Source organism: Photobacterium sp. J15 (assembly GCF_963870815.1).
GTDB lineage: Bacteria > Pseudomonadota > Gammaproteobacteria > Enterobacterales > Vibrionaceae > Photobacterium > Photobacterium marinum.
In genome coordinates this window covers 2,017,984-2,043,773 of the sequence record NZ_CAWMUI010000001.1, presented here as the reverse complement: position 1 = coordinate 2,043,773, position 25,790 = coordinate 2,017,984, and the positions used below count along the sequence as shown (strand labels likewise).

Sequence of the window (25,790 nt, the reverse complement as noted above, 5' to 3'; positions counted from 1 at the left end):
AATGAGTATTACTTTCAGAAACAAGTTAAAAACACATCAGTTACCAGAATTATTTAAAAAAAAATGGTTCGAAAAAGAATTACATAATTGGAAAAATAATGCTCCCCAGCCATCATTATTTGATGAAGTGACCATTGAAGGTGTCTTAGAAGAAAATCTTGCAGCATTAATTAGGAAAGGTGAACACTTCACTGCGGCAAAACTATTGCAATCATATGACATGTATAACGACGTTGATGAGAAAATCATGCCGTTACACTGGGCTGTGATGAACGACAGTATCGAGCTTGTGATGGCGTTGTTGGCGCTGGGTGAAGACATAAATCAGCAAGACTATGAAGATGAGCTGCATGTATTGCCTCTCGCCATGATGTATTGTGGCGAAGAGATGTTTAATTTCTTGCTATTACATCCAGGTATCAATGTCCATCATGAAGGTAAGTTTATCAAGGAAGATGCTGAGATTATGCAATTTTTTGGTGATTATGATGTGCATAATTATATTTACCCTGCCTTACGACTGTTAAAGCCAGAGTATCATGCCTGCCATCAATACCTTAATATTAACTGGGATGTTGATTACAAACCCAAATATTCACCATTAATGGTGTATGCATTCGAAAACTACGATTTCGAAACTATGAATATGTTAGTAGCTAAAGGGGCTGATATTAATCCATGTATAGATGAAGATTATTATTTTGGCCCTAATCTGATTAACTTTGCGCTTTCTAAGTATCGGGATAAGCCTAACAATAAAAACATGCAGGGTATTCAATGGTTCGCTAAGTTTACCAAGCTATTAGCATCAGAATCTTCTGAATTTACATCACTGGCGGAGGAGGTCGTTGATTGGGATGACGACAAAGTAAAAAATGAACTTGGTGTCAAATATTTTGAAGAATTACGTAAAGAATACGAAGAACTAGAAAAAGAATTTGAAAGATTCGAAAGGCAATTAAAGGCGGAATATTCACTTGTTCAGCTTAATAGTTACTCGTCTGATTATCCTGAAAGAGTTGAAGTATCAATATTGAATGATTTGTTCAGGGAAAAAAGAGTTATTCCTGTTAGCAACATTTGGGATGTTAAATTCAGCAGGGTAAGGGATAAGCTATGGGTTGCTGTCTTTAAGCATACCTTTACCTGAGGAGTTGATTCAGCACTACTCAGGCAAGCTTTCTGGTCTTGATCTGTTTTCAGCGACGGAGTTTCACTCTATCTTCTGGTTTATAAAAGCGGATGCAATTATTTTTTATTGCATTGAGGCTTTGGCGAATAAGTACAATAGAGAGGTGTTCTTAAAGGTAGATGGTAAATCTGTTGTATCGTCTATGTATAATTACTATATAAACTCTTTGATAAAGAGTGGAGATCTTTTTATTGACAGCAAGGTATCACATGATTTTTTGTCAATTTCAGATAAGATCCTCTACGCAGAACATCAATTATTAGAATTTGGTGTTTTGGATGAACATGATGTTTCTGGTGAAATAGCTTTGCCACCAGATTGTTTTTATTCAATATCAGATAAAGCATCAATACAAATTTGTATTTGTGACAACGCATCAGAGGAACAGAATAATGATTGTTGTCTATATATTAAAAAAGATGTGATCTGGGAGCCGCTATTCAGAGGTTCGATTGAAGAAGTAATAGAATTCCTCGTTCATTACCTTCCTGGAAGTCATTTGCTCAATCGTTGCCCTGAATGTGGTGAGTTAGATTTAGTTCGTGAAATGGCTTATGGTGAGGTTCACAACGAGTGTATGTGAATAATTTGGTAATACAGCCATTACTATTTATTTGTAATTGAGGTCATGAATTTTCCTGACTATATTAAATAATGATTGAGAAGTCAAAGTATTTTTAACGTTATCAAATAAGACAAAAAATCTGAGAAGGCAGCCGTAAATTTAGCTGCCTTCTCTTGATTATTATTCTACTATACTATCCCATATGCGCCAGATATGGTAACCAGTCAGGTTTTCTATATTTACTCTTAATGATAGAGGTCCAGATCTATAAAGTCGTTCAATATGTTCAATTTTATCGTGGAAATTAATGTTTTTCGCTAAAATTTCTTTAATTTCATTTGTTATTTCATCAGGCAACGCGTAATTGATCTTAAAAAACAATTCATGTGTATTCCTCATGTTGTCAACAGATTTGCTATGATCTCGATAGTTATCAAAGAAAGTTCTCTTCATTAAGGAGAATTTTTTAAGCATTTTATATAGTTCAGGGCTTGTATGGAAATCATAGTCACGCCCATATATACTGGTCATAATTTCTTTTTTCTCAAAGCCAAAGATTAAATCAGGGTATGAAAAATGGTTGTTTATAGGGTCATAATTACCCGCTGTGCTTCTGATTGTTTGATTAAACTCAATCCAACGAAAAACCTCATGCTTATAATTTTTTATGTTTTTAATTTCATTGAGTGTATTTGTAAACTCTTCTACTTTATAACATAAATCTTCAGATTCGTAACCATATGGGCTGATGGTTTCAAATAGATTTATAATGACTATTTCTTTGTTTCTTTTTGCTCGTTTGTATAAGTTGCTAGTGGTTCTTATTTCTTTGTCGTCAAAATTTTCACATATAACATTTGCATAGCGATAGTCTAAGTTTCTGACTCTTAATTCACCATATTTATCAATAATGATCTGATGTATACCTGGTTTATTAATATTGTCATTGATGATTTTTATCACGTTGGAAATAAAATCGTCGATATTGTACTTACAGAAGCATTGAAAGTCGTTTAATGCTAAATAATCCATAACGATTTCGAAATCATCCCAATCATCTAGCTCTAAATCTTCTAAATCAAATCGTAATTGGAGATCCATGTTTACCTCATAATAAGACAGAAACGTATATATCATAACAGCAGGCTGATTGTAATCCATTGTTTTAAAAGAGTTTGTAGCATATTTCTTTCGTTTTGGTATTTAATTGGTATTCATTTTTAATGTTAACCAGGGTGTTTTAAGGTATTTCAAGATTGAAAAATCCTGATTTCAGGGCTGAGCAGGTTAAGCCAGTATACTCGTTGCTGATAGTTAAAAGGCGTAACGTATTGATTTTGAAGTTTATATCACATAGTTATATGTTATTATGTGATGCATAATTAGTAATATTTCAGTTGATTAGGGGCTGGTATGAAAAAAACCAACTTTGAGTTTCTAAAAGGGGTAAACGACATTCTCTACCGTATTGCTTATGCGGCAGAGAAAAACTACCCGGACGATCCCAATACTACTTTGGTGAAATTGCGGATGTTTGGCGAGGCTTCTGCCAAGCATATTGCCAAATTGCTGGATATGGAGATCCCAGAAAACCAAGTGGATTTGCTTCGCGATTTCTCTCGTTTGCCTTGGGTCGACGATAACATCATAAAGTTTTTCCACCAGCTACGAAAAGTCGGTAATAAAGCGGTACACGAATACCATAACGACTTGAATGATGCCGAGATGATGTTGCGTATCGCGTTTAAAGTCAGTGTCTGGTATTACCGCCTGGTGACTAAGAATCTCGATTTCGCCGTCCCTGCTTTTGAACTGCCACAAGGTGGCAGTGACGAAGCGTATAATCATGAAATTTCATCGCTCAAGCAAGCACTGGCAGAGGCGCTGAATGAGAAAATTCAATCCGCTTCTGAGCTTGAAGCGCAAAAAAATAAGTTAACTGCGCTAAATGGTTATATTTCTATCCTGGAAGGCAAGCAGGAAGAAACCGAAGAACAAACTAAAGCCCGTATTGCAGCGTTAGAAGCTCAGCTAAAAGCTAAAGATAAAGAACTGAGCAAGAAGACAGAACGCGAGCGTAAAGAATACCGCGAGCAAATCAACCAGCGTGCTGCTGCGCGTAAGCTTGACCTCTCAGAGCAAGAAACGCGTTATCTTATCGACCGTCAACTGCGTGAAGCCGGGTGGGATGCAGACAGTGTTAACTTGCGTTATGCGAACGGCACACGTCCGCAAGTGGGGCGTAACCTGGCGATTGCAGAATGGCCAACCGGCATTGATGAAACCGGCCATACTGGCTTTGCTGATTATGTGTTGTTTGTCGGTTTAATACCTGTCGCGGTGATTGAAGCAAAAAGTAAGAATACCGATGTACAAGGCAAACTGCCTGAGGCTTACCGTTACAGCAAAACCTTTGATCATGACTTGCTCAGGGCTGAGCTAACAGAGTGTGTAGCGAATGACGATGCGCAGCTTGATAAGATTGCAGAAGAGCTTCCAAGTTACACGGTAACTTGGCCTGATTCTAATGGCGTCGATGTTTATAAAATCCCGTTTTGCTATTCAGCAAACGGCCGTGAATACAGTGCAACTTTAAAAAGTAAAAGTGGTATCTGGTATCGAGATGTACGTCATACCTCAAACATGCCAAAAGCGCTACCGGCTTGGCATCGTCCCGAAGAGCTTATTGCCAAGCTAGAAAGTGATCTTCACGTTCATAATCGCTGGTTTGCAGATAATGCGGACATGAGCGAATTGGGCCTGCGTTACTACCAGGAAGAAGCGGTCGCGGCAGTTGAACAAGCCGTTATCAAAGGCCAACAGGAAATCTTGCTCGCCATGGCAACGGGTACTGGTAAAACACGAACCGCTATTGCTTTGATGTACCGTTTGATCCAGTCTCAGCGCTTCAAGCGGGTACTGTTCTTGGTCGACCGTCGTTCTCTGGGTGAGCAGGCGTTAAACTCGTTTGAAGATACCCGTATCAGTGGCGATACCTTTAATTCTATTTTCAATATTCAGGGATTAACTGACAAATTCCCTGAAGATAGCACCAAGATCCACGTCGCTACCGTCCAATCATTGGTGAAGCGCACACTGCAAAGCGATGAACCAATGCCTGTAGGTCGCTATGATTGCATCATTGTCGATGAAGCGCACCGTGGTTATATCCTCGATAAAGAACAGACCGAAGGCGAAATGGTTTTCCGTAGCCAGCTCGACTTTATCTCAGCCTATCGCCGCATTATCGATCACTTTGATGCAGTAAAGGTTGGACTCACGGCGACACCAGCCCTGCACACGGTAGAAATCTTCAACACGCCAGTTTATCGCTATAGTTACCGCAAGGCGGTGATTGATGGCTACCTGACCGATCAGGAACCACCGATTAAAATTACCACCAAGCGCAGTAGCGATGGTTTGTACTTTGCTCAAGGTGAACAGGTAGAGCGGATCAGCTATCAGGGTGAGCTGATCACCGATACCTTGGAGGATGAGCAGAACTTTGATGTTGCCGATTTCAACAGCAGTGTTGTTGCTCCAAACTTCAACAAGGCGGTGTGTAAAGAGCTGGTCAACCATCTCGATCCGACAGGTAAGCAAAAAACCTTGGTTTTCTGCGTCAATAACCCCCATGCCGATATGGTGGTTGAACAATTGCAAACCGCTTTTAAGGTGAAATATCCTGACTTAGAGCACGATGCCATTATTAAGATCACCGGTGATTCAGACAAAGATCCGACTAAAGTGCAGTCGATGATCACCCGTTATAACAAAGAGCGGTTGCCCAACATCGTGGTAACGGTGGATCTGCTCACCACCGGTATCGACATTCCGAGCATCTGTAACCTGGTGTTCTTGCGTAAAGTGAAAAGCCGTATTTTGTACGAGCAGATGAAAGGCCGTGCGACTCGCTTGTGCCCAGATGTGGGTAAAGTAGCGTTCCGTATTTTCGATGCGGTGGATCTGTACGATACCTTGGAGTCAGTGGATACGATGAAGCCGGTCGTGGTGCGCCCGCAGGTAGAGCTGAAAACCTTGGTCAATGAAATCACCGACTCGGAAACCTACAAGGTGATAGAAGCCGATGGCCGTAGCTTTGCTGAGCACAGCCACGAGCAGCTGATTGCAAAATTGCAGCGGGTGATAAACCACGCTAACAACAACCGTGGCCGCTCACAGGAAATCGACACTGCCATCAAGCGCTTTGATGATATCTGCCAGGATGCCATGGGCTGCCAGTTCAGTGGCTTTGCCCGTACACTGAAAGAAAAAGGCCCGAAGTGGACGGCAGAAATCTTCAACAAAGTTGATGGGTTAATTGAGCGGATTGAAAAGCTCAAGTCTGATATAAATGACTTGCGCAAGGCGCCGATTTTCACCGATATCGACGACGAGGTCATTGGCGTTGAGCGTCTGTATGGTGAATATGCGAACGCTGAAGACTTCCTAGAAGCGTTTGATAACTTGGTGACAGGTAACCCGAATGCCCATGCCGCGCTGCAAACCGTGATTAACAAGCCACGCGATTTAACCCGTAAGGCCCTGCTAGAGCTTCAGGAGTGGTTTGATCGCCAACACTTCGATGAATCGACCCTGCGTGTAGCTTGGAAGGAAACCAAGAACCAAGACATCGTTGCTCGCCTGATTGGCCATATTCGCCGTGCTGCCATTGGTGACGCATTACTGCCATTTGACCAGCGGGTAGATAATGCGCTGGTGCGCATTAAGGCAGAAAACGGCTGGAGTGACGAGCAACTCACTTGGTTGGATCGTCTGGGCGACAGCCTGAAAGAGAAAGTGGTGATTGATGACGACACCTTTAAATCAGGCAACTTCAAGCGCCGGGGCGGTAAACGTAAGCTTACGAACGTCTTCGATGGTGAATTAGACACCATACTCGCCAAGCTCAATGATTATGTATGGGATCAGCCTGCCTAATCCACTATCATTACCCGCATTATTGTGCCGTGCGTGATGTGTCATCAAGATGAAAATTACACTCGGCACGTATTCACTATGAATGTAAGAATATCGAGAAAAGCATGAACAATAATGATTTGGTCGCCAAACTGTGGAAATTGTGTGACAACTTGCGTGATGGTGGGGTGTCTTACCAAAACTACGTGAATGAGTTGGCGTCGTTGCTGTTCCTCAAAATGTGTGAAGAAACTAGTCAAGAAAAAGACTTTTTACCTGAAGGATTTCGTTGGAATGATTTACGCGAGAAGTTAGGACAGGATCAACATCGTTTTTATCGAAAGATGCTTGTTCAGCTTGGCGAGCATAATCATGCTATTGTTCAAGCAATATTCCATCAAGCTAATACAACTATTCGAGAGCCAAAACAATTATCTGAGTTGGTAACGAGTATGGATAAACTTGAATGGTTTGAAGGGAGCAAAGGCAAATCTCGTGATGACTTTGGTGATATGTACGAAGGCTTGCTACAAAAGAACGCTAACGAAACCAAATCAGGTGCTGGCCAGTATTTCACCCCGCGCTCATTGATCAGCACTATTGTTAAGCTGATGCAGCCACAGCCGCGTGAAGTGATCCAAGATCCGGCAGCGGGTACTGCAGGCTTCTTGATTGAAGCAGATAAATACATTAAAGCCAATACCGGTGACCTTGAATGGCAAATGGTTGGCGGTGACAAAAAACGCATGACGCAAGAAGATCAAGACTTCCAAATGCAGCGTGCGTTTGTTGGCCTTGAATTAGTACCTGAAACCCGCCGCTTGGCACTGATGAACTGCCTGCTGCACGATATCGAAGGCGACCAAGACAAAGGCGGCGCTATTCGTTTGGGTAATACTTTGGGAAGCGACGGTGAAGCGTTGCCAAAAGCCGATGTGGTGCTAACTAACCCGCCGTTTGGCAGTGCTGCTGGTACTAACATTACCCGTACCTTTGTTCACCCAACCTCAAACAAACAGCTGTGTTTCATGCAGCATATTGTCGAAAGCCTAGAGCCAGGCGGCCGTGCGGCAGTCGTTATTCCTGATAACGTTTTGTTTGAAGGTGGTAAGGGCACCGATATCCGTCGAGACCTGATGGACAAATGTAACTTGCACACCATTTTGCGCTTGCCGACCGGTATCTTCTACGCTCAGGGCGTGAAAACCAACGTGCTGTTCTTCCAAAAAGGTACGCCGGAAAACCCGAATCAAGATAAAGGCTGTACCAAGGAAACTTGGGTCTTCGATATGCGTACCAATATGAATACCTTTGGTAAGCGCCGCCCGTTAACCGATAAACACTTCGATGCCTTTGTTGCAGCCTACGGTGAAGACAAGAACGGCCTGTCACCACGTACTCAAGGTGTGTGGGATGTACTAGGTGCGATCTACGCCGAAGGGGAAGACTCTGTTGAGCAATCGCCTGAAAACGCTCGTTTCCGTAAGTTCTCCCGTGACTATATCCGCGACCAGAAAGGCGACAGCCTAGATATCTCTTGGCTGAAAGATCTAGAGGCGACGTCGGTTGAAAACCTACCAGAGCCAGAAATACTAGCTGGTGAGGCCATGGCTGAGCTGACAGAAGCCATGTCAGAGATTTACCAGCTAATGCAGGCGCTGGGTGCTAATGATGAAGCCGAGGCGCAGAAGCAGTTGCTGGAAGAGGCGTTTGGGTTGAAAGAGCAGGACCTAGATCCTAGTGGCGAGTTCCTAGAAGAAGCAGCTCAGGAGGTTGAGGCATGAGTCAATTGCCGAAAGAGTGGGTTCAGGTAAAGCTTAAAGATGTTGTTGACAAGATTGTAGGTGGTGGGACTCCAAGTAAATCTGTACCTTCTTACTATGAGGGGGAGATTCCGTGGATGACAGTCAAAGATATGAATAAAACATATCTGACTGATACCATTGATCATATTACTCAAGAAGCTGTAGAAAATAGTAGCACTAATGTTATTCCCGCCGGTATTCCAATTATTGCTACACGTATGAGCTTGGGAAAGATTGTAAGAGCCAGCTTTGATTCTGCAATTAATCAAGACCTAAAAGCATTATTTGTAAACAAAGAAATTGATCAGTATTTCTTTGAATACTGGTATCGCTCTCAAGGAATTAAAATTGAGTCTCTAGGGACCGGAACAACTGTAAAGGGCGTTCGCTTAGAGGTAATTAATGGCCTTGATTTCCCACTTGCTCCCCTTGCCGAACAACAGCGCATCGTTGAAAAACTCGACGAGGTGTTGGCGCAGGTGGATACCATCAAAGCTCGTCTTGATGGCATTCCCGCGATCATCAAACGCTTCCGTCAATCCGTCCTCGCCGCCGCTGTATCGGGGAAATTGACTGAGGAGTGGCGTAGCTCTTCAGAATACCGTGAAGTGTTTGGTAAGTTATTGCCAAGCTCTTGGAAAGTGAAGGCCGCGAAAGATATTTGTGTCAAAGTGCAAAGTGGTTCTACTCCAAGAAATGATCCATTCAATCAGGGCGGTACGATACCTTTTTTGAAAGTTTATAACATAGTCAATCAACAGATTAATTTTGACTATAAGCCGCAATTTGTGACTACCGATACGCACCATGACAAGCTTAAACGTTCAGTTGCTTATCCTGGTGATGTTTTAATGAATATTGTTGGGCCACCTTTAGGTAAAGTTGCAATTCTTACTAGTCAGTACCCAGAGTGGAACTTGAATCAAGCAATCACTTTATTCCGAGCCGACTCTGAGTTATTGGATAACAAATACCTCTATTATGTATTGTGTGAGGGGGACTTGGTTCGAGCGGTTATGCCTGAGACTAAGGGCTCAGTTGGCCAAGTGAACATTTCCCTAACACAATGCAGAGAGTCGTCAATACCTTTGCCTGCAATTGAAGAACAAAAAGAGATCGTTCGCCTAGTTGACCAATACTTCGCGTTTGCCGACACCATCGAAGCGCAGGTGAAAAAGGTGCAGGCGAGGGTGGATAACCTAACCCAGAGCATTCTAGCCAAAGCCTTCCGTGGTGAGCTGGTGCCGCAAGACCCAGATGATGAGCCTGCGGACAAACTGCTGGAGCGCATCGCCGAAGCCCGTAAAGAGGCGGAAGCCCTAGCCAAAGCCGCCAAGAAGGCCGAGGCAGCCAAGAAAAGAGCCGCGAAGAAAGCTACAGCGTAAATTATAGAGGAGCCAACATGATTTCGGTTATGTTGGTTTTTTTGTTGATGAATTTAAACCGTATATAATGTGGTAACTGTGTGCCGTAATATTCGCATGGTTAGTTGGGTTGATCTCTCGTCATCAGAGCGGGAACGGGTATTACAAGTGTTAGCCAAGTATCTTGAACAACTCGATTAGTGATCAAGAGACCAGCTTCGGTTGCCTTTTTTTATACTACAGAAATTACAAGCTTGTGATTGCTAATAAATCCTCCAGTTTTGTCATGATGAATGCATTGGCAATTACCGCCTTTCATTCGGAGGAGAAACCATGAGCTATCCAATCAATCTAGACGATGCATTGATCCATAACCCAGCTCCACGCTGTCCTTGTATGTTACTGCTGGATACATCTTCCAGTATGACTGGATCACCAATTACTGAGTTAAATCGTGGTGTTCGTCAATTCATTGAAGAAGTGCAAAGTGATGAAGTTGCTGCCAGTTCTGTAGAACTGGGTGTCATTACTTTTGGCGCTAAAGTCGAGCTACAAAGCAAGCTGACAACCGTTGAAGATATTGAAGGAGTTTCCGAGCTCCAAGCTTACGGCATGACCCCAATGGGAGAGGCGGTGAATCTGGCAATTAGCGAGCTCGAGAGTCGTAAAGCGGAATATCAACGAAATGGCGTGAGTTATTATCAACCTTGGGTGGTAATGATGACAGATGGCGGGCCAAATGATGAATGGTCTGGCGCGGCACAACGCTTACGTAATCTAGCTGAACAGAAAAAAATGGTCGTGCTTTGCGTTGGTATTGGCGATGACGCTGAAATGCAGATCCTGCAGCAATTTAGCGTGCTACCACCTAAAAAATTAAATGGCCTGAAATTTAGAGAGTTCTTTGCTTGGCTTTCACAGAGTATGCAGCGGGTTAGCGCATCTACGCCAGGCGACAAAATTAGCCTGCCAAGTACTGGGACTTGGGACAGTATCGATATTTAATTTTTGCAAAGGAAAGCAACCATGCAGGTGAGTCATTATTTGCCACTATCGGCACAGCAATTTTTGTTTAACGCACTAGAAAAGCCTGTAAAAAAGGCTCAACCCATCGAACTTGATAACTGGCGCCATGCGGGTGAGGCGGTCGTAGGTTATCGCCATAGGGTGAATCAACAGGTATGCCAGGATGCCTGTCTATCTCAGAACCTAACCCGCCCTTTACTTGTGCTGTGTGACGGTGCTGGCAGCGCTGCTGTGTCCGATTTGGGCGCGCAAGCACTGAGTCTTGGTTTGAGCCGCTTGCTGGTTAGTATTGAGCCTTTGCTGGCCCAGTGGCTTGATGATCCCGAGTTTGATATTGCTTTGGTTGATGAAATGCTCAGCAAGATGATTTCCCGTCATGCCAAGGGGATTCTTAAAGATCTAGCCATGCAACATAAGCGAGCAATGAATGATTTCCGTGCAACGTTATTACTCTGTGTCGTTGGCCGCTATAACACCTATTGGTGTCAGGTTGGTGATGGCTATTTGCTGAAGCGGGTTGGCGAGGGTTCAGACAGTGCATGGCAACTTATTAGTCCGCCAGAAAAAGGGGAGTATGCCAATCACACATGTTTTGTCGATGACAAGTTAACGTTGTCACTGTTTCAGCATGGTCTGATGCCTTCACATGAGATGACGGCTGTGGCAGCAATGAGTGATGGTGCTGGTGAGCGTTTGGTCTGTCAACGTACAGGTAAAGTTGGGGAGATGGTGGAGTGGGTTTACAACGAGGTAACCATAAATCCCACAGTAGCTAAATCACTGTTAGGTTTCTTGAGCGACCCGAATGTGTGGAACAGCACAACTGGGGACGATAAGAGTTTGGCAATGTTAGCGCAATGATATAGGGGTAAGTAAATGAAAGTTTATGATCTAAAGCACAACCCACAACAAGTAGAGCCTGCACTAAAAAGTGGTGGAGAAGGTACTGTTTACCCGCTATCACACCGTCCCGATTTAGTGGTGAAGGTTTACCATGATCATTTGCGTACCGAGCAGCAACGTCAGGATAAGATTTTCGCACAGATGCAGTTGTTCGCTGACCTTCAACCTTGGTTGAAAGAGCTTCCAATGGCTTGGCCGTTAATTCCGGTGTTTGATGAACAGAAACAATGGATGGGGTACGCAATGAAAAAGGTCAGTGGTAAAACCATGAGCGTATTTCGTAATCCGAAGCTGGTTAGGAAACACTTTCCCGGTTTAACCCGAACTCGCTTGATTGATTACCTGATCAATATGTTAACTACTGCAGAGAAACTCCACCAGCAGGGGATCTATATGGGTGATATCAATTTAGATAATTTCCTTATTGATCCTGACAGTACTACGGTGAGCTTTATTGATTGTGATAGCTATCAAATTGTATCGAAAGGGCAGTGTTATCCGTGCCCTGTTGGGCAAGATGCAATGATCCCCCCAGAGCATCAAGGGAAGAAGTTAAGTTCAGTTGTTCGCAATGAAGACAGTGATATTTTTTCGCTAACCGTTATTTGCTTCATGCTGTTAATGAGTGGTCGCCACCCTTATGAACATATTGGTGGGGCAAGCACCACTCAGAATATAGCCAATGGCCATTTCCCGTATGGGCAATCTATCCGTCCTGGTGTAGATGGTGCCATTCCCCCAGGCTACTGGTACGTATGGTGGAGCCATTTAAGCTATAACCTTAAATCAGCGTTTATGACCACATTTACGGAAGGGGCACATCAACCTTGCAAACGTGTACGGTTAGCTGAGTTGAAAAAACTGCTATCGCAATATAAGTGGTCAATTGAGCAGGGACACCTAGTGGATGAACTCTGGCCTACAGAGGCAAAGCAAAATATGAAAATCGCTTAGTTTTTGTTTCGCATTACTGCTGTTATAAACACATAGATAGTATGGGTTTTGTATTCGTTCGCCAGCGTATTTTATCATTTATTTTCAATGTAATAGCCGTATGATATGGTCCAGGTCACTATATGAGCATGGCATGAGTGGTATTGTTTTTCCTGGTGAGATGATGAATTAACGAGCTTATAAAAACCAAGGAAGCGGTTTGGTTTTGTAGGCTGGAAGCCAGGCATAAAAGATTAGGTATATTTCATGATTAAAGACACGCTTATTAACCGCTTACACGAAGAATTCGGCGAACCAACCCGAACAACCAAAAAGGTAGAGGCTTGGCACATCACCAACCATTTTGGCTTTGTGGTTGAAGTTGATAAACCTGATCATGGTGAGTTTGCCAATGTATGGCTGCCGCACCCGTTTGACAGTATTGAGATGCCGGCAATTACACTGCAAGTGTACCCGCAAGACAAGGGCCGTCACAGCAACACCTATTCCACACCAGGCCTACAACGAGGTGAAGTGGTGTTGAAACTCAAAATCACTTCTCAACATGATATTGAAAATTTGGTCGATTACTTAAAGCCATAAGGCTGAGTCAATAAATGGACATGCATCATGAATTTTCAAGAAGTCTGCCAGCAGAGAAATGCTTTTAAATTGACGATAAAGAATGCAGATGTGAATTTTTGGCTAAGCCTGTAGAGGGACAATATTAATTATGAGTACATTGGATAATACCACGCACCTCTCTTGTACACGTTGGTTGGGTTCATTTTTGGTGTCCAGGCAGGCTCAGTACAAGAATTCGACAGAGCTGTATAAATACCATATGACTAAAAATGAGTATCTGTCACTACGAAAGGCGCTGAGTGATAGTCGTCAGTACTCGAATGGTATGCTGTTAACCAAAGAGTGGTGTGGCGCATTCACTATTTATTGTGCGGAGTGGTTCCGGCGTGAATATACTCATGATTGGAGCTGGCAGCCTATTTTTGACAGTTTGTCATTTGAATTATCACCGGCTGAAATCAGTGATGTCGTAATTAAAGGCTTGCAAGTGTATTGGAAGCGACCTCTTTCCCGCCACCTTTCTGAAAGGAACGATTATTTAGGTTCGGTGTTCCGTGAAGGTGGCTTGCCGTCCAACTTACTCTCCAGCGATAGTAATAACTATCAGAGTGCCTTCTTCTCGATATTTGAGCGCTATCAGCTCCTTAGAGATTTAGGTGCTTCGGCGGTTGAGCAATTTATCCAACACCGTATTAGTCGCTTGCCAAACACTTTGCAAGGCCCAGAGTCTGTTGATCTGATTACGAATATGGTCGAGCAGTTGGATTCACTGGTTTACCGTTTTGGTCTTGATAAGCAAGATAATCCTGCCGAGTACCTGGATTCTCAATACCCGAGGTGGCGGGAAGATTTCCCATTACCATTGGAAGATGAGACGGGATCAGCTTTTCTGGGGCGTTTGTTGACAAGGGCTTCTGATGAAGTTCGTAAAGTGGCAAAGGTAAAAAGGATGCTGGCTTGTAAGCACTATGTCTCTTTCGCCAAGCAAGCCGTATTGTCTAAGGTGACTTTACCCAATACATGTTCTTTTGAGCTCACCAAGTTAGAGTTGAGCAGCAGTCGAATCGAGCTAGCGATTTTCGAGGGTGAAAAGCAACTTGCTTCATTGGGAACTGGATATTCACAGTTTGAGGGTGACAATACATTAGTTCGCATGAGGCATAGCCAAGTTGAGGTTCGTCGAGAGAATCCTGCGAGCGAACTGTATTTGGTTGCAATGCAATCGGGGCGAAAGCTATCTGAAATTCGACTTTATGCAAGCTCGGTTGACGTTGGTGAGACAGCGATAACTCTGATAGAAAAAAGCGACAAATGGCTAGTTGCGGGGCAAGCATCGACTAAGGTCAAGTCTGCAAAAGCGGGGGTATTGCTTCCTGAAAACTCAACACTTAATGTGCTGGAAGGGAAAGTAACCCCGTCAGATCTCAAATTTGGCGATTATCAATTCCAGCTTATTGAGGGTAAATGTGAAGTGATTACCGAGCATGACGAGCGTTATGTCATTAGCTCTGGTGCTGATAGTTTTACCATCGATAGCCTGATTGTTAAAGGGGAGCAGCTGTTCTGGAAGTCTACGCCAGCTCTCGTATTCAAAGGTATGCCAAAAGTTACAGTTGAGTATGGTGCTGATGATCACTTGTTATTTGGCCTATCAACGTTCCTGAATGGGAAGCCTGTCGAAAGTTTGAGTCGCTCTGAGGTTAATGGTAGACAGCTTCTTACTGCTAAGAGAGCTGACGGGAATGTTTTGCTCAGAAAACGTATAGGTATTTTACCGCCGGACTTCGAGATTCAGCCTATTGGTGGTGATACGCCTGATCGAGGGGTAATTCGTGTATTTACGTCTTCACCTTGTGTATGCAACGTTATGTCTGACAATGTTATTGTCGAAGATATGCAAAAAACAGACACCTATACCGACCTTATCCTTTCTGCAAAGGATAAGGGAAAACCGCCGGCGAATGTGTCTGTTCAGGTGCTAGCTTCTTTATTGAGTGCTCCTATCCTTTTTGAGGTTCCATTCCCTGCCAAGGGGGCCTTTGCATATGGTGCCAATGGGAAACCATTACCTGAGAATGTGGCGCTAGAAGATCTGTTGGGTAGTCGGCTTCACCTCTTTGCACCAAAGGGGGCTCCAGCGAAATACGAGATTGAAGCAATAGAGAAGATGTCGCGTAATAACCGTACTAAGAATTCAGCTTATCGTTGGCACTACCGCGTGACTGATAAACCTCTGGAAGTAAGTTTGTATGGCTTGAAAGAAGCTATTCTTGAGTTGTTGTCACTGCGGGAAGACCTAGATAGCCAGGTTGAGTTGTTGGTCAAAGGACCGGGCAGGCCGCTTCGTTTCAATATCAGCCACTATTCCACAGTGATGGATTATGACCGGGTGAATAATGTAGTTGCAATTCGCTCTAAGGTTTTATCTTCCGCTGAAAATGTCAAACCGGTACTTATTTCTCTTTCTGCTCCCGAGCAGAAGCCTATACCGCTGATTAGCCGTGAATCAGAAGGTGTCGCAACTGGTGAATACGAATTACCAGCCTACCTAAGCGCTGGTGGCCCTTGGTTAGTTGTGCCGGATGCAACTTCAAGTGTTGCTTTCCGCGCTAAATTCATTCCTGGTGCAACAACTGATGATACAAAGGATGTGAGAACACTTCAAAAAGCAGCAATGGCGTTTGAACCAAGGGCAGAGCGAAGTGTGATTGCTGATGTGCTTACCCAGATGTCTTCTGATTGGGAGCACAGTGGCTGGCAATATATGCGTGATACCTTCAAGAACTTTGGCTATCTACCCCTTTCAACCTTCGAGGTATGGCGGCATCTGGTGAGGGATAAGCGAGCTCTGGCTGTTGCTCTCTTTAAATTTGAATGTGATGCAAAACTCATTGCCGAGATAGAAAGTCAATTGCCGGTATTTTGGGAGTTGATCAGCGTTGAAGATTGGCACCATGCTGCCACACTAATGAAAGATGCTCTGCAAAGTAGTGGATTGCCGCAATCGTTTGTCGATACAGTTGTGGAAAAAAATATCGATAAGCTAACAACTGCAATTCCTGCGCTGTCGGATACAGTTGCTGAATACCTGAAAAATGGTCAATGGCCAGCAAAAATCCCCCTCCCGCTAGTAGAAAGCATGATCCAGCAACAGTGGTACCAGGATCTACTTCGCCAACATAGTGAAGATAACCATTGGCCTGAAGAGTTTGGGCAAGAACTAGAGCAAATTTGTGAAACGCAAAAATTAGTGCCATTTGGTATTCAAATTAATGCCCCATATCAAGCAGGGGTGGTTTACGCCCCGATTTTTGCGGCGGCTATGGCGAGTGACATGATTCCTGAAATGATAGTGAACCAACTAACTCCATTTACGCTATTTAAGTTACGGAAATTTAAAGATTTCGACCGGGAGTGGTTTGACCCTATGTATCGCTGTTTCCTGTCTCACTATGCTAAAAAAACACAATAATAGGTAATTCAATGACACGTTATTTTTCTGATTTAGTTGAGCAGTCAGTATCAAGGTCACGAGAAGCCACCTTGAGTATCTTGGGTATTAGTGACAGTGCACTGAGAACTCACTTGGGCCAAGTACTTTCAAAGGATTGTGGTGAGAGTGAATCTTTTTTGGCCCCACCCTTGTTCGAGCATACCTTTGGCTGGGAGTTCGCTGAGCCCAAGATTTCAGATCTTAAGGGAAACTTGCTTTCACAGGCTGTAATTTCAGCTCTTGATGATGAATCTAATGGGCGTTATCGCTTTGAAGCTAGGTTTAACCCATTCAAACACCAGCTGACGGCGTGGCAAACATTACTCTCGAAAAAACCGCAGTCGGTAGTTGTGACATCTGGTACGGGCTCAGGTAAGACCGAGTGTTTCATGGTACCCGTTATAGAAGATATACACCGTGAGTACCAAAAGCAGGGTGCTCCGCTAGTTGGTGTGCGAGCCCTGTTTCTCTATCCATTGAATGCACTGATCAACTCCCAGCAAGAGCGATTGGATGCATGGACTAAACATTTTGGTAGTGGTATTCGCTACTGCCTGTATAACGGTAATACCGAAAATAGCGAAAACAAAATGAGGAAGGCTCAGAACGAGCGTCCAAATGAAGTGCTATCACGCGAATTAATGCGTAAAGAGCCGGCACCTATCCTAGTCACCAATGGAACAATGCTTGAGTATATGTTGGTGCGTCAGGTGGACTCTCCGATTATTGAGCGTTCGCGCAAGGAAAAATCATTGCGCTGGATTGTCCTTGATGAAGCCCACACATATGTTGGCTCACAGGCCGCTGAGCTTTCGTTACAGTTGAGAAGGGTGCTTCAGGCTTTTGGGGTTGAAGCGAAAGATGTACGTTTTGTTGCGACGTCAGCAACAATTGCTGGTGAAGATGCCAGTAACCAGCTTAAGCAATATCTGGCCGATTTGGCGGGTATATCTAGCGAGCAAGTCAAAGTGATTGGCGGGCGTCGTGTGATCCCTGAAATCGATTTTGTCGAGGCTCAGCCTAAATCACTAGAGGAGTTAGAAGCAATTGAGCCTAGTGGTGAAGAAGTCAAGAAAGGATCTGCTGACCCAGAAGTGTCACAATTACGTTTCGATGCAATCTCTGCAGTGCCTTTTGCACGTACATTGCGAGATGTAGTTGTAAAAAGTGATAAGCCGTTGACATTGAATGAAATAAACCAAAGGGTTTCAATACAGCTGAATCAGTCGCTTCTTAGTCAAGAGGAACTTTTACGTTGGCTCGATTTGCTTACCGGTACGAAACCATCGAGCTATCAAGAAGCGTTTCTTAAAGTCAGGGCACATTTCTTCCAAAGGATGACAAATGGCTTGTTCAGCTGTATTGATAGTAACTGTCCTGCGAAGAAAGCGACACCACTGGCGAAGTCATGGCCTTTCGGCAACGTATATGCTGTTCATCGACAAAAGTGTGATTGCGGTGCACCAGTCTTGGAGTTGAGCTTCTGTACGGAATGTAATGAACCACACCTAATGGGGCGAGATAAGCAAGGTACCTTGGTTCAATGGAATACAAATGCAGGGGATGAATTTTCACTGCAGCATGAATCTTCCGATAGTGAAGAGGAGACGGAGGTACAAAACCTCGATGATTCATCACATTTACCTGAAATATTCGCGTCAAAAGTCGATAAAGATGAAAATTATGTACCCATCAAGATCGGCCTGGATGGCTGGATCGGTTCGCTTGTGGCTGACGGATACCAATTGACCCACGATATCAGTAAAAAACAAGTGTGTTGCGGCTGTGGGTTTGGTGGTTATCAACAATCATCTCCTTTCAGGAGGGCTATGCTAGGTGCGCCATTTTATATCGCTAATGTTGTGCCAACCTTGCTTGAATTTTGCCCTGACTTTGATGGCTCAGACAGTAAAGAGGGGCCACAGTCGTTGCCTGCTCGCGGTCGTCGTTTGATTACCTTTACCGATAGCCGCCAAGGAACTGCGCGTCTGTCAGTGCGAATGCAGCAGGAAGCAGAGCGTTCAAAATTACGTGGGTCAGTTGTTGAAGTTTTGAGGGAAAAGCAACTTGATCAACCTGAAAGTGAGGACAAGCCAGTAGAAGGAACTTCGCCAGCTGAGCTCATTGCGCAGGCTCAAACCTTACGGGGGATGGGTATGTCGGATATGGCTGACGAGCTGGAAGCGAAAGCCCGCGCATTAGAATCAGGCGTTCCAACCTTGAAGCTTGCTTCTGTAAGTTGGGAGGACATGGTTAGGGAGCTGTCGAAGAAGAGTGATTTCAAGGGCTCGATGTTCCTTTATAACCAGTATTTGTCACCTGAGGTGTTCCAGAAGTTCGATGGCAGTGACAAGCTAGCTGATATGTTGCTATTCAGAGAGTTTGCTCGAAGGCCCAAAAGGCAGAATAACTCTGAAACGCAGGGACTGGTGAAAATCAGTTACTCAGGGCTTGAGAGAATTAAGCATTGTCCCGAGCTTTGGGAGCAATACGGCTTCTCGCTTCAAGACTGGCAAGACTTCGTAAAAGTTTGCCTCGATTTCTTTGTTCGAGAGAATAACTTCTTGCGCCTGGAAAGTGGTGGTTGGTTGAAGTGGATTGGCAGTAAGTTTGCTTCTAAAACGTTGAGAAACCCTAATTCAGAAGAGCAAGATGAAGGACGAATCAAAAAATGGCCACAGATTCGAGGTAGTGGCCGTCATCGCTTGGTTAAGCTTCTGATTGCTGCATCGGGGATCGATGCGGAATCAACCCAAGGCAAGGATGTCATTAACACCTGGTTGGTGGCGGTGTGGCGAGATTTAACTGAAACTGCCAGAGTATTATCCGTCGATGATAACCAGTTTGCGCTTGATCGTAAGAAACTGATGTTTTCATTTGTCGATAAAGTATTCATTTGCCCTGTAACCAATAAACTGTTTGATACGACGTTCAGAGGGATATCTCCATATTTACCACGTAAAGTGGAAAATTTAGAAATGTACAAATGTACCGAGATTGATTTTCCGTGTATTTGGCTAGTGGATGCTAAGCAGCTGGATTACCAAAAAGGCCTAAAACAAATTCGGGAACAAGTGAATTCTGATTCTCAGGTAGGCCAGTTACGTGAAAGAAACCTTTGGACAGATATCAATGATAGGGCCGTTGAGGGCGGACTTTATTATCGAACGGCAGAGCACTCAGCACAACAAAGCTCAGAGCGCTTAAATTATTATGAGGATATGTTCAAAGAGGGCAAAATCAACGTTCTCAACTGTTCGACCACGATGGAAATGGGGGTGGATATCGGAGGTATAACTGCTGTTGTGATGAATAATGTCCCTCCTCACCCCGCAAACTATCTACAGAGGGCGGGGCGTGCTGGTCGTAGTAAAGAGTCGAGAGCGATTTCTTATACTTTGTGTAAAGGTAACCCTCATGATCAGCAGGTATTCGCAGATCCGAAATGGCCTTTTGTGACTCAAATTCCGGCCCCTTATGTTGCGTTTAATTCTGAGCGTTTGGTGCAACGACATGTAAATTCTTTGCTGTTCTCATTGTTCTTGAAGCAGTGTGTTGGTACGACAAATACCGAGAAAACATCCCTGAACCTAGAGTGGTTCTATTTACCTTCAGGAAATGCAATTTGTGATGACTTTTTAGCATGGCTGGAGTCAGATGCGGTTGCTTGGGATGATGAGGTAAAAGAGCTAGTTAGAGGGACGGTACTCGCTCACGTTCAACCTGGAGTGCTAAGAAATCAATCAGCACAGACATTGCAAAAACAGCAAAAGAAATGGTTTAACGAGTATGAATACCTGGAAGAGGAACTAAAAGGTGCTGAAGAAAGCTCACCGTACGCTTACCGATTGAAGCTAGAGAAGACTCGATTAGGTAAAGAGTACTTACTTCGAGAGTTAGCGTCTAAATCCTTCTTACCAGGGTATGGATTCCCAACGGATGTAGTGAATTTCGATAACAACAATATCGAAGACTTTATACGCGAGCAGGAACACAAGAAACGGTCAGAAAAAGAGGAGCGTGATGATAATGTGTCACGCTATCGTGGACTACCAAGCCGAAACCTTGCAGTGGCAATCCGAGAGTATGCTCCAGGTGCAGAAATTGTACTGGATGGTCGGGTTTTTCGTTCGGGCGGTGTAGCTTTGCATTGGCACAATGTTAATAGCAGCAGTGGCAATGAGGCGCAGAAATTTGACCTTGCATGGCGCTGTGACAGTTGTGGCCACACAGGATATGAAACAGAAGTATCAGTAGTGAACAGTGATATTTTGTGCTCAAATCCTTCATGTGGTGCACCGATCAAGAAAAGGCACACCCGTCAAGTTCTGCAACCAACGGGGTTTGTTACAGACTTCTATAGTTCACCGACGAATGATATTTCAATGCAGAAGTTCATACCTACTGAACCTGCTTGGGTATCAGCAGGTGAGGCGGCTCCTATTAGCTTACCTAATAAGAACATGGGTTATATGTTATCGACGGCTGAAGGTACTGTATTTAACCATACCTCAGGCGAGTATGGGCATGGTTATGCGCTCTGTATGACATGTGGTAGAGCTGAGTCGATGGACAAAAATGGTGACTATCCAGTTGCTTTGAACCCAACTAAAGCACATCAGCCCCTAAAAGCGCCGAAGAAAGACAAAAGGGGGGATGTTAGTACCGAGTGTGAAGGCTCCGCAACATTAATGGCTGGTATTCATTTGGGGTGCCATACAAAAACGGATGTTTTTGAGTTAGTACTTAAACACCCACATAGACACGAATATATTCGTGATGACACGGATGGAAAAAGCATTGCGACAACCTTGTCTATAGCCTTGAGGGCAGCCCTTGCTGAAGAGCTTGGGATTTCGATTTCAGAATTAGGCTACAGTGTTCGGCCTGCAATTGTTGAAGAAGGTGTTCCCGCCATGGTAATCCAGATCTTTGATTCAATATCTGGAGGTGCTGGATTTGCTAGTTCTGCAAATTTCTTTATTAACTCATTAATTGAAAAAATGGTTGGTAACCTAAGTTGCAGTAAATGTAGCAATGGTTGTAGTGATTGTTTACTTGAATCAGATACGCGCAAAGACGTTGACCTTGTTGATAGTCAGCTTGCAAGAGAGTGGCTGGGTGAAGACTTCTTGTTGTTTAATACCCTTCCGGCAGAACTGAAGATTTTCAAAGGCGCAAAGTATCAACCGACATCTGTAGCGCAGAAGATTCGTTCATTAATTAATAATGGTGCCACTGAGGTGACTCTATGGCTTGGTGAGAATGTGAGTGAGTGGGATCTTACTCATCCTAATTTTAAGAAAACGTTAGTTACATATCTCAATGTTGATGAGCTTGATGTCACTATTGTTGTACCGCATAGCAATTACGATGTAGACATCAAAGAAGAGCTAAGATTACTCCAACAAATAGGTATTTCGGTTGCGAAGAGTGAAATTAAAGTATCGCAATTAGCGGCTCAGGTACAGCTGCAAGATAAAGTAGTGACGCTAGCTTGTAGTGATCTTAATAACTTATGCCCAGGTGCTCAATGGAACATTGCTGGTGGTATTGTTGTACAGTCAGAGGATGAGCCTAAATATGAATGTTCAACACATGTTATTGAAGAAAATCGAAGTGTTGTTAAAGGGTTAGCTAATACTATTGAACTGAGTAGTGAAATAAACGGCCCTCTCAATCGTTTTGGTGAGCGTTTTTGGATGCATTTGCTGAAGCAAGAGGCTGGCTTGATGGAACTTGTAGCAAAAGATCCTGTTATCGAGATTGAATATAGCGATCGTTATATACAAAGCCCGACAGTGATGTTGTTGATAACACAAGTGCTAGGAGCGATGTGCAACGCTCAGAAGTCGATTCGTGCTGTAACGGTCACAACGCTTTATCATGAAAAAGATAGGCAAGGACATCTCCTTCATCATGACTGGCAGGATAATGGTGAGTTTGTTGAAGCATATAAAACATGGTTGGAATATAGAACCAATTTTGAGCCTAAGCTTGTTTGCCATCATTCTCGTAGTGAAATACCACATAGACGTAAGTTAACGTTGAAGTTAGTATCTGGTGCGATTGTCGCGTTGAAGTTGGATCAAGGGGTTGGTTATTGGCAACTGCGTGATCCTAGCTCTCATTATTCAACGATAAAATTCGACTTTGGGTCTGACCTTCGCCTTCAGTTAACTGAACTAAAGAGGCTGGAGAGTAAGCTGTCAGTTATAAATAGTGAAGAATGGACAACAGATGTTAGTTATTCAGTGCTAAAAGACTAAAATTAGCTTAGATGCTTTAGGGGCGGCTTTGGCCTGTCTCTTATACACAAGTCCCCCGCCTCATGGCGGGGGACTTTTTTTGAACTCTTTTTCTTTATTGCGATCCGATCTTACACAATATGAGTAAAGGTCATCATCATGATAGGGAATTCTACTTTAGAATGGGCTCAACAAACCTTTTCGTATGCCAAGCTTGGCGATTCTAGACGTACACAACGACTAGTCCAATTAGTCAGTGATGTGGCATCTCATGTTGGAGCGTCTATTGTGCAAGCCTGCCCTAATCCTGCTTCTGTTGAAGGGGCTTATCGCCTCATTCGTAACCCTGATGTTGAAGCCAGTGCGATAGCTGAAGCCGGTTTTGCGGCAACAACTAACGAGGCTGAAGCGTATGACTTATTACTTGCCCTTGAAGACTCCACCGCTCTAACCTACACGCATAAAAGCCTCTCTAATGAACTGGGTCACGTGAACTCGGGAAATCGAACTCGGGGGATGCTAGCTCACTCGGTTCTGCTGTTTGCACCACGCGAGCAAAAGGTTGTGGGACTAATCGAACAACAGCGGTGGACGAGGGATATTTCGACGCGAGGCCGGGGGAATAAGTGCGTCAAGCGACCGTATGAAGAGAAAGAGACCTTCAAGTGGCAACAGGCATCAACCGCAATGTCTGAACGTTTAGGTAAGCTCCAAGCCCGGGTCATCTCTGTGTGCGATAGGGAGTCAGACGTCTACGAATATTTGCAGTACAAGCTTACCAGCCAGCAGCGTTTTGTTGTGCGCTCGACCTATAGTCGCTGTATTGAAGAGAGTGGCTATAAGCTCCATGACTATGCCAAGGAGCTATCCTCAGCAGGGCAGCGAACTATCCAAATAGCTCAACGAGGTGGCCGTAAAGCGCGTAAAGCAACATTAGATGTACGCTTTGCCCCAATTACGATTAAGGTTCCGGCTAATAAATGTGGTAAGTCACTTTCTCTGTATTACGTTGGTTGTAAAGAGCAAAGTGATAGCAACGAGAAACTGGAGTGGCACTTACTGACCTCAGAGCCTGTGACAACGACAGCGCAAGCCCAAGAGATAATCAGTTACTACGAACAGCGCAGGTTGGTTGAAGAGTTCCACAAGGCGTGGAAAAGCGATGGAACCGACGTTGAAGCACTACAACTTCAGTCAAAGGATAATCTGGAAAGGGTCGCAGTCATTCAAGCGTTTAAAGCTATCCGCTTATTACAACTTAGAGCTGATAGTCGAAAGCAAGAAAACAGTAGCTGTGAGTCTGTCTTGCCCGGAATATGCTGGAAATTATTGTGGGTCAAACAAGAAAATAAGCCCTTGCCATCGACAGCCCCAGACCTAAAGTGGGCTCGAATAACACTAGCTAAGCTCGGCGGGTGGTATGACAGCAAACGAACAGGACGGCCTGGTTGGGCCGCCCTGTGGCGAGGCTGGTATAAATTAGCAGCCATTCAAGAAGGATACCTTATGGCCCAATCTTTTATCTCTGGTGAGATGTGATCAAGAGACAGGATATGGCGGGTATTGCCGCGGGTAGCTTTTTGACAAAGACTCGTGAACAAATCCATGGAACCGGCTTTGTGGTCGATTCGCTGGAAGCAGCATTATGGTGTTTTGCCAATAGCGAGAACTTTGAGCAAGGTGCTTTGCTTGCGGCAAACCTTGGGGACGACGCCGACACAACCGCAGCCATATACGGTCAGTTAGCCGGCGCATTTTATGGGGTTGAACAGCTACCGCCTCATTGGCTGGAGAAACTGGCTTGGCGCGACAAAATAGAACAGACAGCAGAAATGCTGGCATTAATACCGCCAATCTCGCAGCTAAGCGGCTTTTTTGCAAAAGTGGAACAGCGGGTCAAACACCATTCCTTGGATATTTCGCCAGTATCAAGTTTGGGGCTTTCGTCAGAGCTTTATGAAGACTTTTATCGCGCTAATCTGATCCTCAGGTATGACTATTCTAAAGATAAACATATGTTGTTTGATACCGAACTTTGTGAGTCAAACCTATCAATATCTCAGTTCGATTACACGACGTGCTTGCGTTATATCACCGTCGTAATAAGAAGTGACCGGCTTTGCGAAGGGCTGTTGGATGAGCTTGAGCAAAAGGGGATATCCTTGCATGGTGCCAGCGTGTCTTACAAATCCGCCAACAATACTGTTTAGAGGTAGATGAATATTGAAAGATATTAATAAATTGAATGGCCAGATAGATACATTATTTTTTATTGGTGATGTTCATGGATAGAGTAACAAACTTGAGCAGTTATTAGCTGATGCTGGCTTCGACATTAGCGATATTGAGAACAGTAGCTATCGATCAAGCCGATTGGTGTTTTTGGGAGACTTGATTGATAACAAGGACGCTCAAGGCGCAGATCATATTTCTACGTTAGACCATGTTAAGTCACTCGTTGAACAGGGGGTGGCTTATTGTGTAATGGGTAACCATGAATTCAATGCAATTGGTTGGAGTATACAAAAGCAAGACGGCAGTTACTGCCGTTACCACAATAAACCCGGGAACATAAAACAACACCAACTGTTCTTGGAGCATGTTGGTGAGAACAGCGATGAACATATCAAGTGGGTGCAATGGATTAAGACGCTGCATCGCTATTGGTCCGATTGGTCGGTGTGGATGTCCATGTTGTAATGAGCAGTACTGACACAGTAGGATTAGGTTATACAGGGGCTGTTGTAATTTATTCT

General features: G+C 44.0%; 15 protein-coding genes. 14 read left to right on the top strand and 1 reads right to left on the bottom strand.

The annotated features are described in order from the left end of the window. Position 1 precedes the first annotated feature (1 nt). Together AACQ93_RS09420 and AACQ93_RS09415 are read left to right on the top strand one after the other, a co-directional pair. Positions 2-1,150 (top strand): hypothetical protein, encoded by a 1,149-nt coding sequence (locus AACQ93_RS09420; RefSeq protein ID WP_157097545.1) that lies wholly within the window; start codon positions 2-4, stop codon positions 1,148-1,150. Continuing rightward, positions 1,122-1,775 (top strand): hypothetical protein, encoded by a 654-nt coding sequence (locus AACQ93_RS09415; protein ID WP_064604461.1) that lies wholly within the window; start codon positions 1,122-1,124, stop codon positions 1,773-1,775. Before AACQ93_RS09420 ends, AACQ93_RS09415 begins: the two co-directional genes overlap by 29 nt. Positions 1,776-1,937: 162 nt before the next feature. Here the strand turns inward: AACQ93_RS09415 and AACQ93_RS09410 are convergent, their stop codons facing one another. Then, positions 1,938-2,858: a hypothetical protein gene (locus tag AACQ93_RS09410; RefSeq protein ID WP_157097544.1), complete on the bottom strand. Its 921-nt coding sequence runs from the start codon at positions 2,856-2,858 to the stop codon at positions 1,938-1,940. A 312-nt stretch (positions 2,859-3,170) separates the two neighbouring features. On the opposite strand from AACQ93_RS09410, the gene hsdR reads away from it, so the two are divergent. The 12 genes from hsdR (at position 3,171) to AACQ93_RS09350 (ending at position 25,734) form a co-directional block, all read left to right on the top strand. Further along, positions 3,171-6,698: a type I restriction-modification system endonuclease gene (hsdR, locus tag AACQ93_RS09405; RefSeq protein WP_064604443.1), complete on the top strand. Its 3,528-nt coding sequence runs from the start codon at positions 3,171-3,173 to the stop codon at positions 6,696-6,698. A 104-nt stretch (positions 6,699-6,802) separates the two neighbouring features. Further along, a complete protein-coding gene (locus AACQ93_RS09400) occupies positions 6,803-8,461 on the top strand; it encodes an N-6 DNA methylase (RefSeq protein WP_064604440.1) in 1,659 nt (552 codons plus the stop codon). Continuing rightward, on the top strand, positions 8,458-9,867 hold the full coding sequence (locus tag AACQ93_RS09395; RefSeq protein WP_064604437.1) for a restriction endonuclease subunit S: 1,410 nt from the start codon (positions 8,458-8,460) through the stop codon (positions 9,865-9,867). Before AACQ93_RS09400 ends, AACQ93_RS09395 begins: the two co-directional genes overlap by 4 nt. Positions 9,868-10,179: 312 nt before the next feature. Then, positions 10,180-10,851, top strand: coding sequence for a vWA domain-containing protein (locus AACQ93_RS09390; protein WP_064604434.1), 672 nt, complete (start codon positions 10,180-10,182; stop codon positions 10,849-10,851). A gap of 21 nt (positions 10,852-10,872) precedes the next feature. After that, on the top strand, positions 10,873-11,733 hold the full coding sequence (locus tag AACQ93_RS09385) for a PP2C family serine/threonine-protein phosphatase (RefSeq protein WP_064604431.1): 861 nt from the start codon (positions 10,873-10,875) through the stop codon (positions 11,731-11,733). Positions 11,734-11,748: 15 nt separating this feature from the next. After that, on the top strand, positions 11,749-12,729 hold the full coding sequence (locus tag AACQ93_RS09380) for a protein kinase domain-containing protein (protein ID WP_064604428.1): 981 nt from the start codon (positions 11,749-11,751) through the stop codon (positions 12,727-12,729). A 246-nt stretch (positions 12,730-12,975) separates the two neighbouring features. Next, entirely contained in the window at positions 12,976-13,311 is a 336-nt protein-coding gene (locus AACQ93_RS09375; RefSeq protein ID WP_064604425.1) for a hypothetical protein, read from the top strand. Between the two features lie 130 nt (positions 13,312-13,441). Continuing rightward, a complete protein-coding gene (locus AACQ93_RS09370) occupies positions 13,442-16,765 on the top strand; it encodes an STY4851/ECs_5259 family protein (RefSeq protein WP_232323303.1) in 3,324 nt (1,107 codons plus the stop codon). Between the two features lie 11 nt (positions 16,766-16,776). Next, positions 16,777-23,055, top strand: a complete 6,279-nt coding sequence (locus AACQ93_RS09365) for a DEAD/DEAH box helicase (RefSeq protein WP_064604419.1) — start codon at positions 16,777-16,779, stop codon at positions 23,053-23,055. Positions 23,056-23,193: 138 nt separating this feature from the next. Then, positions 23,194-24,573, top strand: coding sequence for an IS4 family transposase (locus AACQ93_RS09360; RefSeq protein WP_064604416.1), 1,380 nt, complete (start codon positions 23,194-23,196; stop codon positions 24,571-24,573). Beyond that, entirely contained in the window at positions 24,570-25,244 is a 675-nt protein-coding gene (locus AACQ93_RS09355) for an ADP-ribosylglycohydrolase family protein (protein WP_232323302.1), read from the top strand. Before AACQ93_RS09360 ends, AACQ93_RS09355 begins: the two co-directional genes overlap by 4 nt. Before the next feature lie 166 nt (positions 25,245-25,410). Then, positions 25,411-25,734 carry a hypothetical protein gene (locus tag AACQ93_RS09350; RefSeq protein WP_064604411.1) on the top strand — a complete coding sequence of 108 codons (324 nt, stop codon included), beginning with the start codon at positions 25,411-25,413 and terminating at the stop codon, positions 25,732-25,734. Positions 25,735-25,790: the final 56 nt, after the last annotated feature.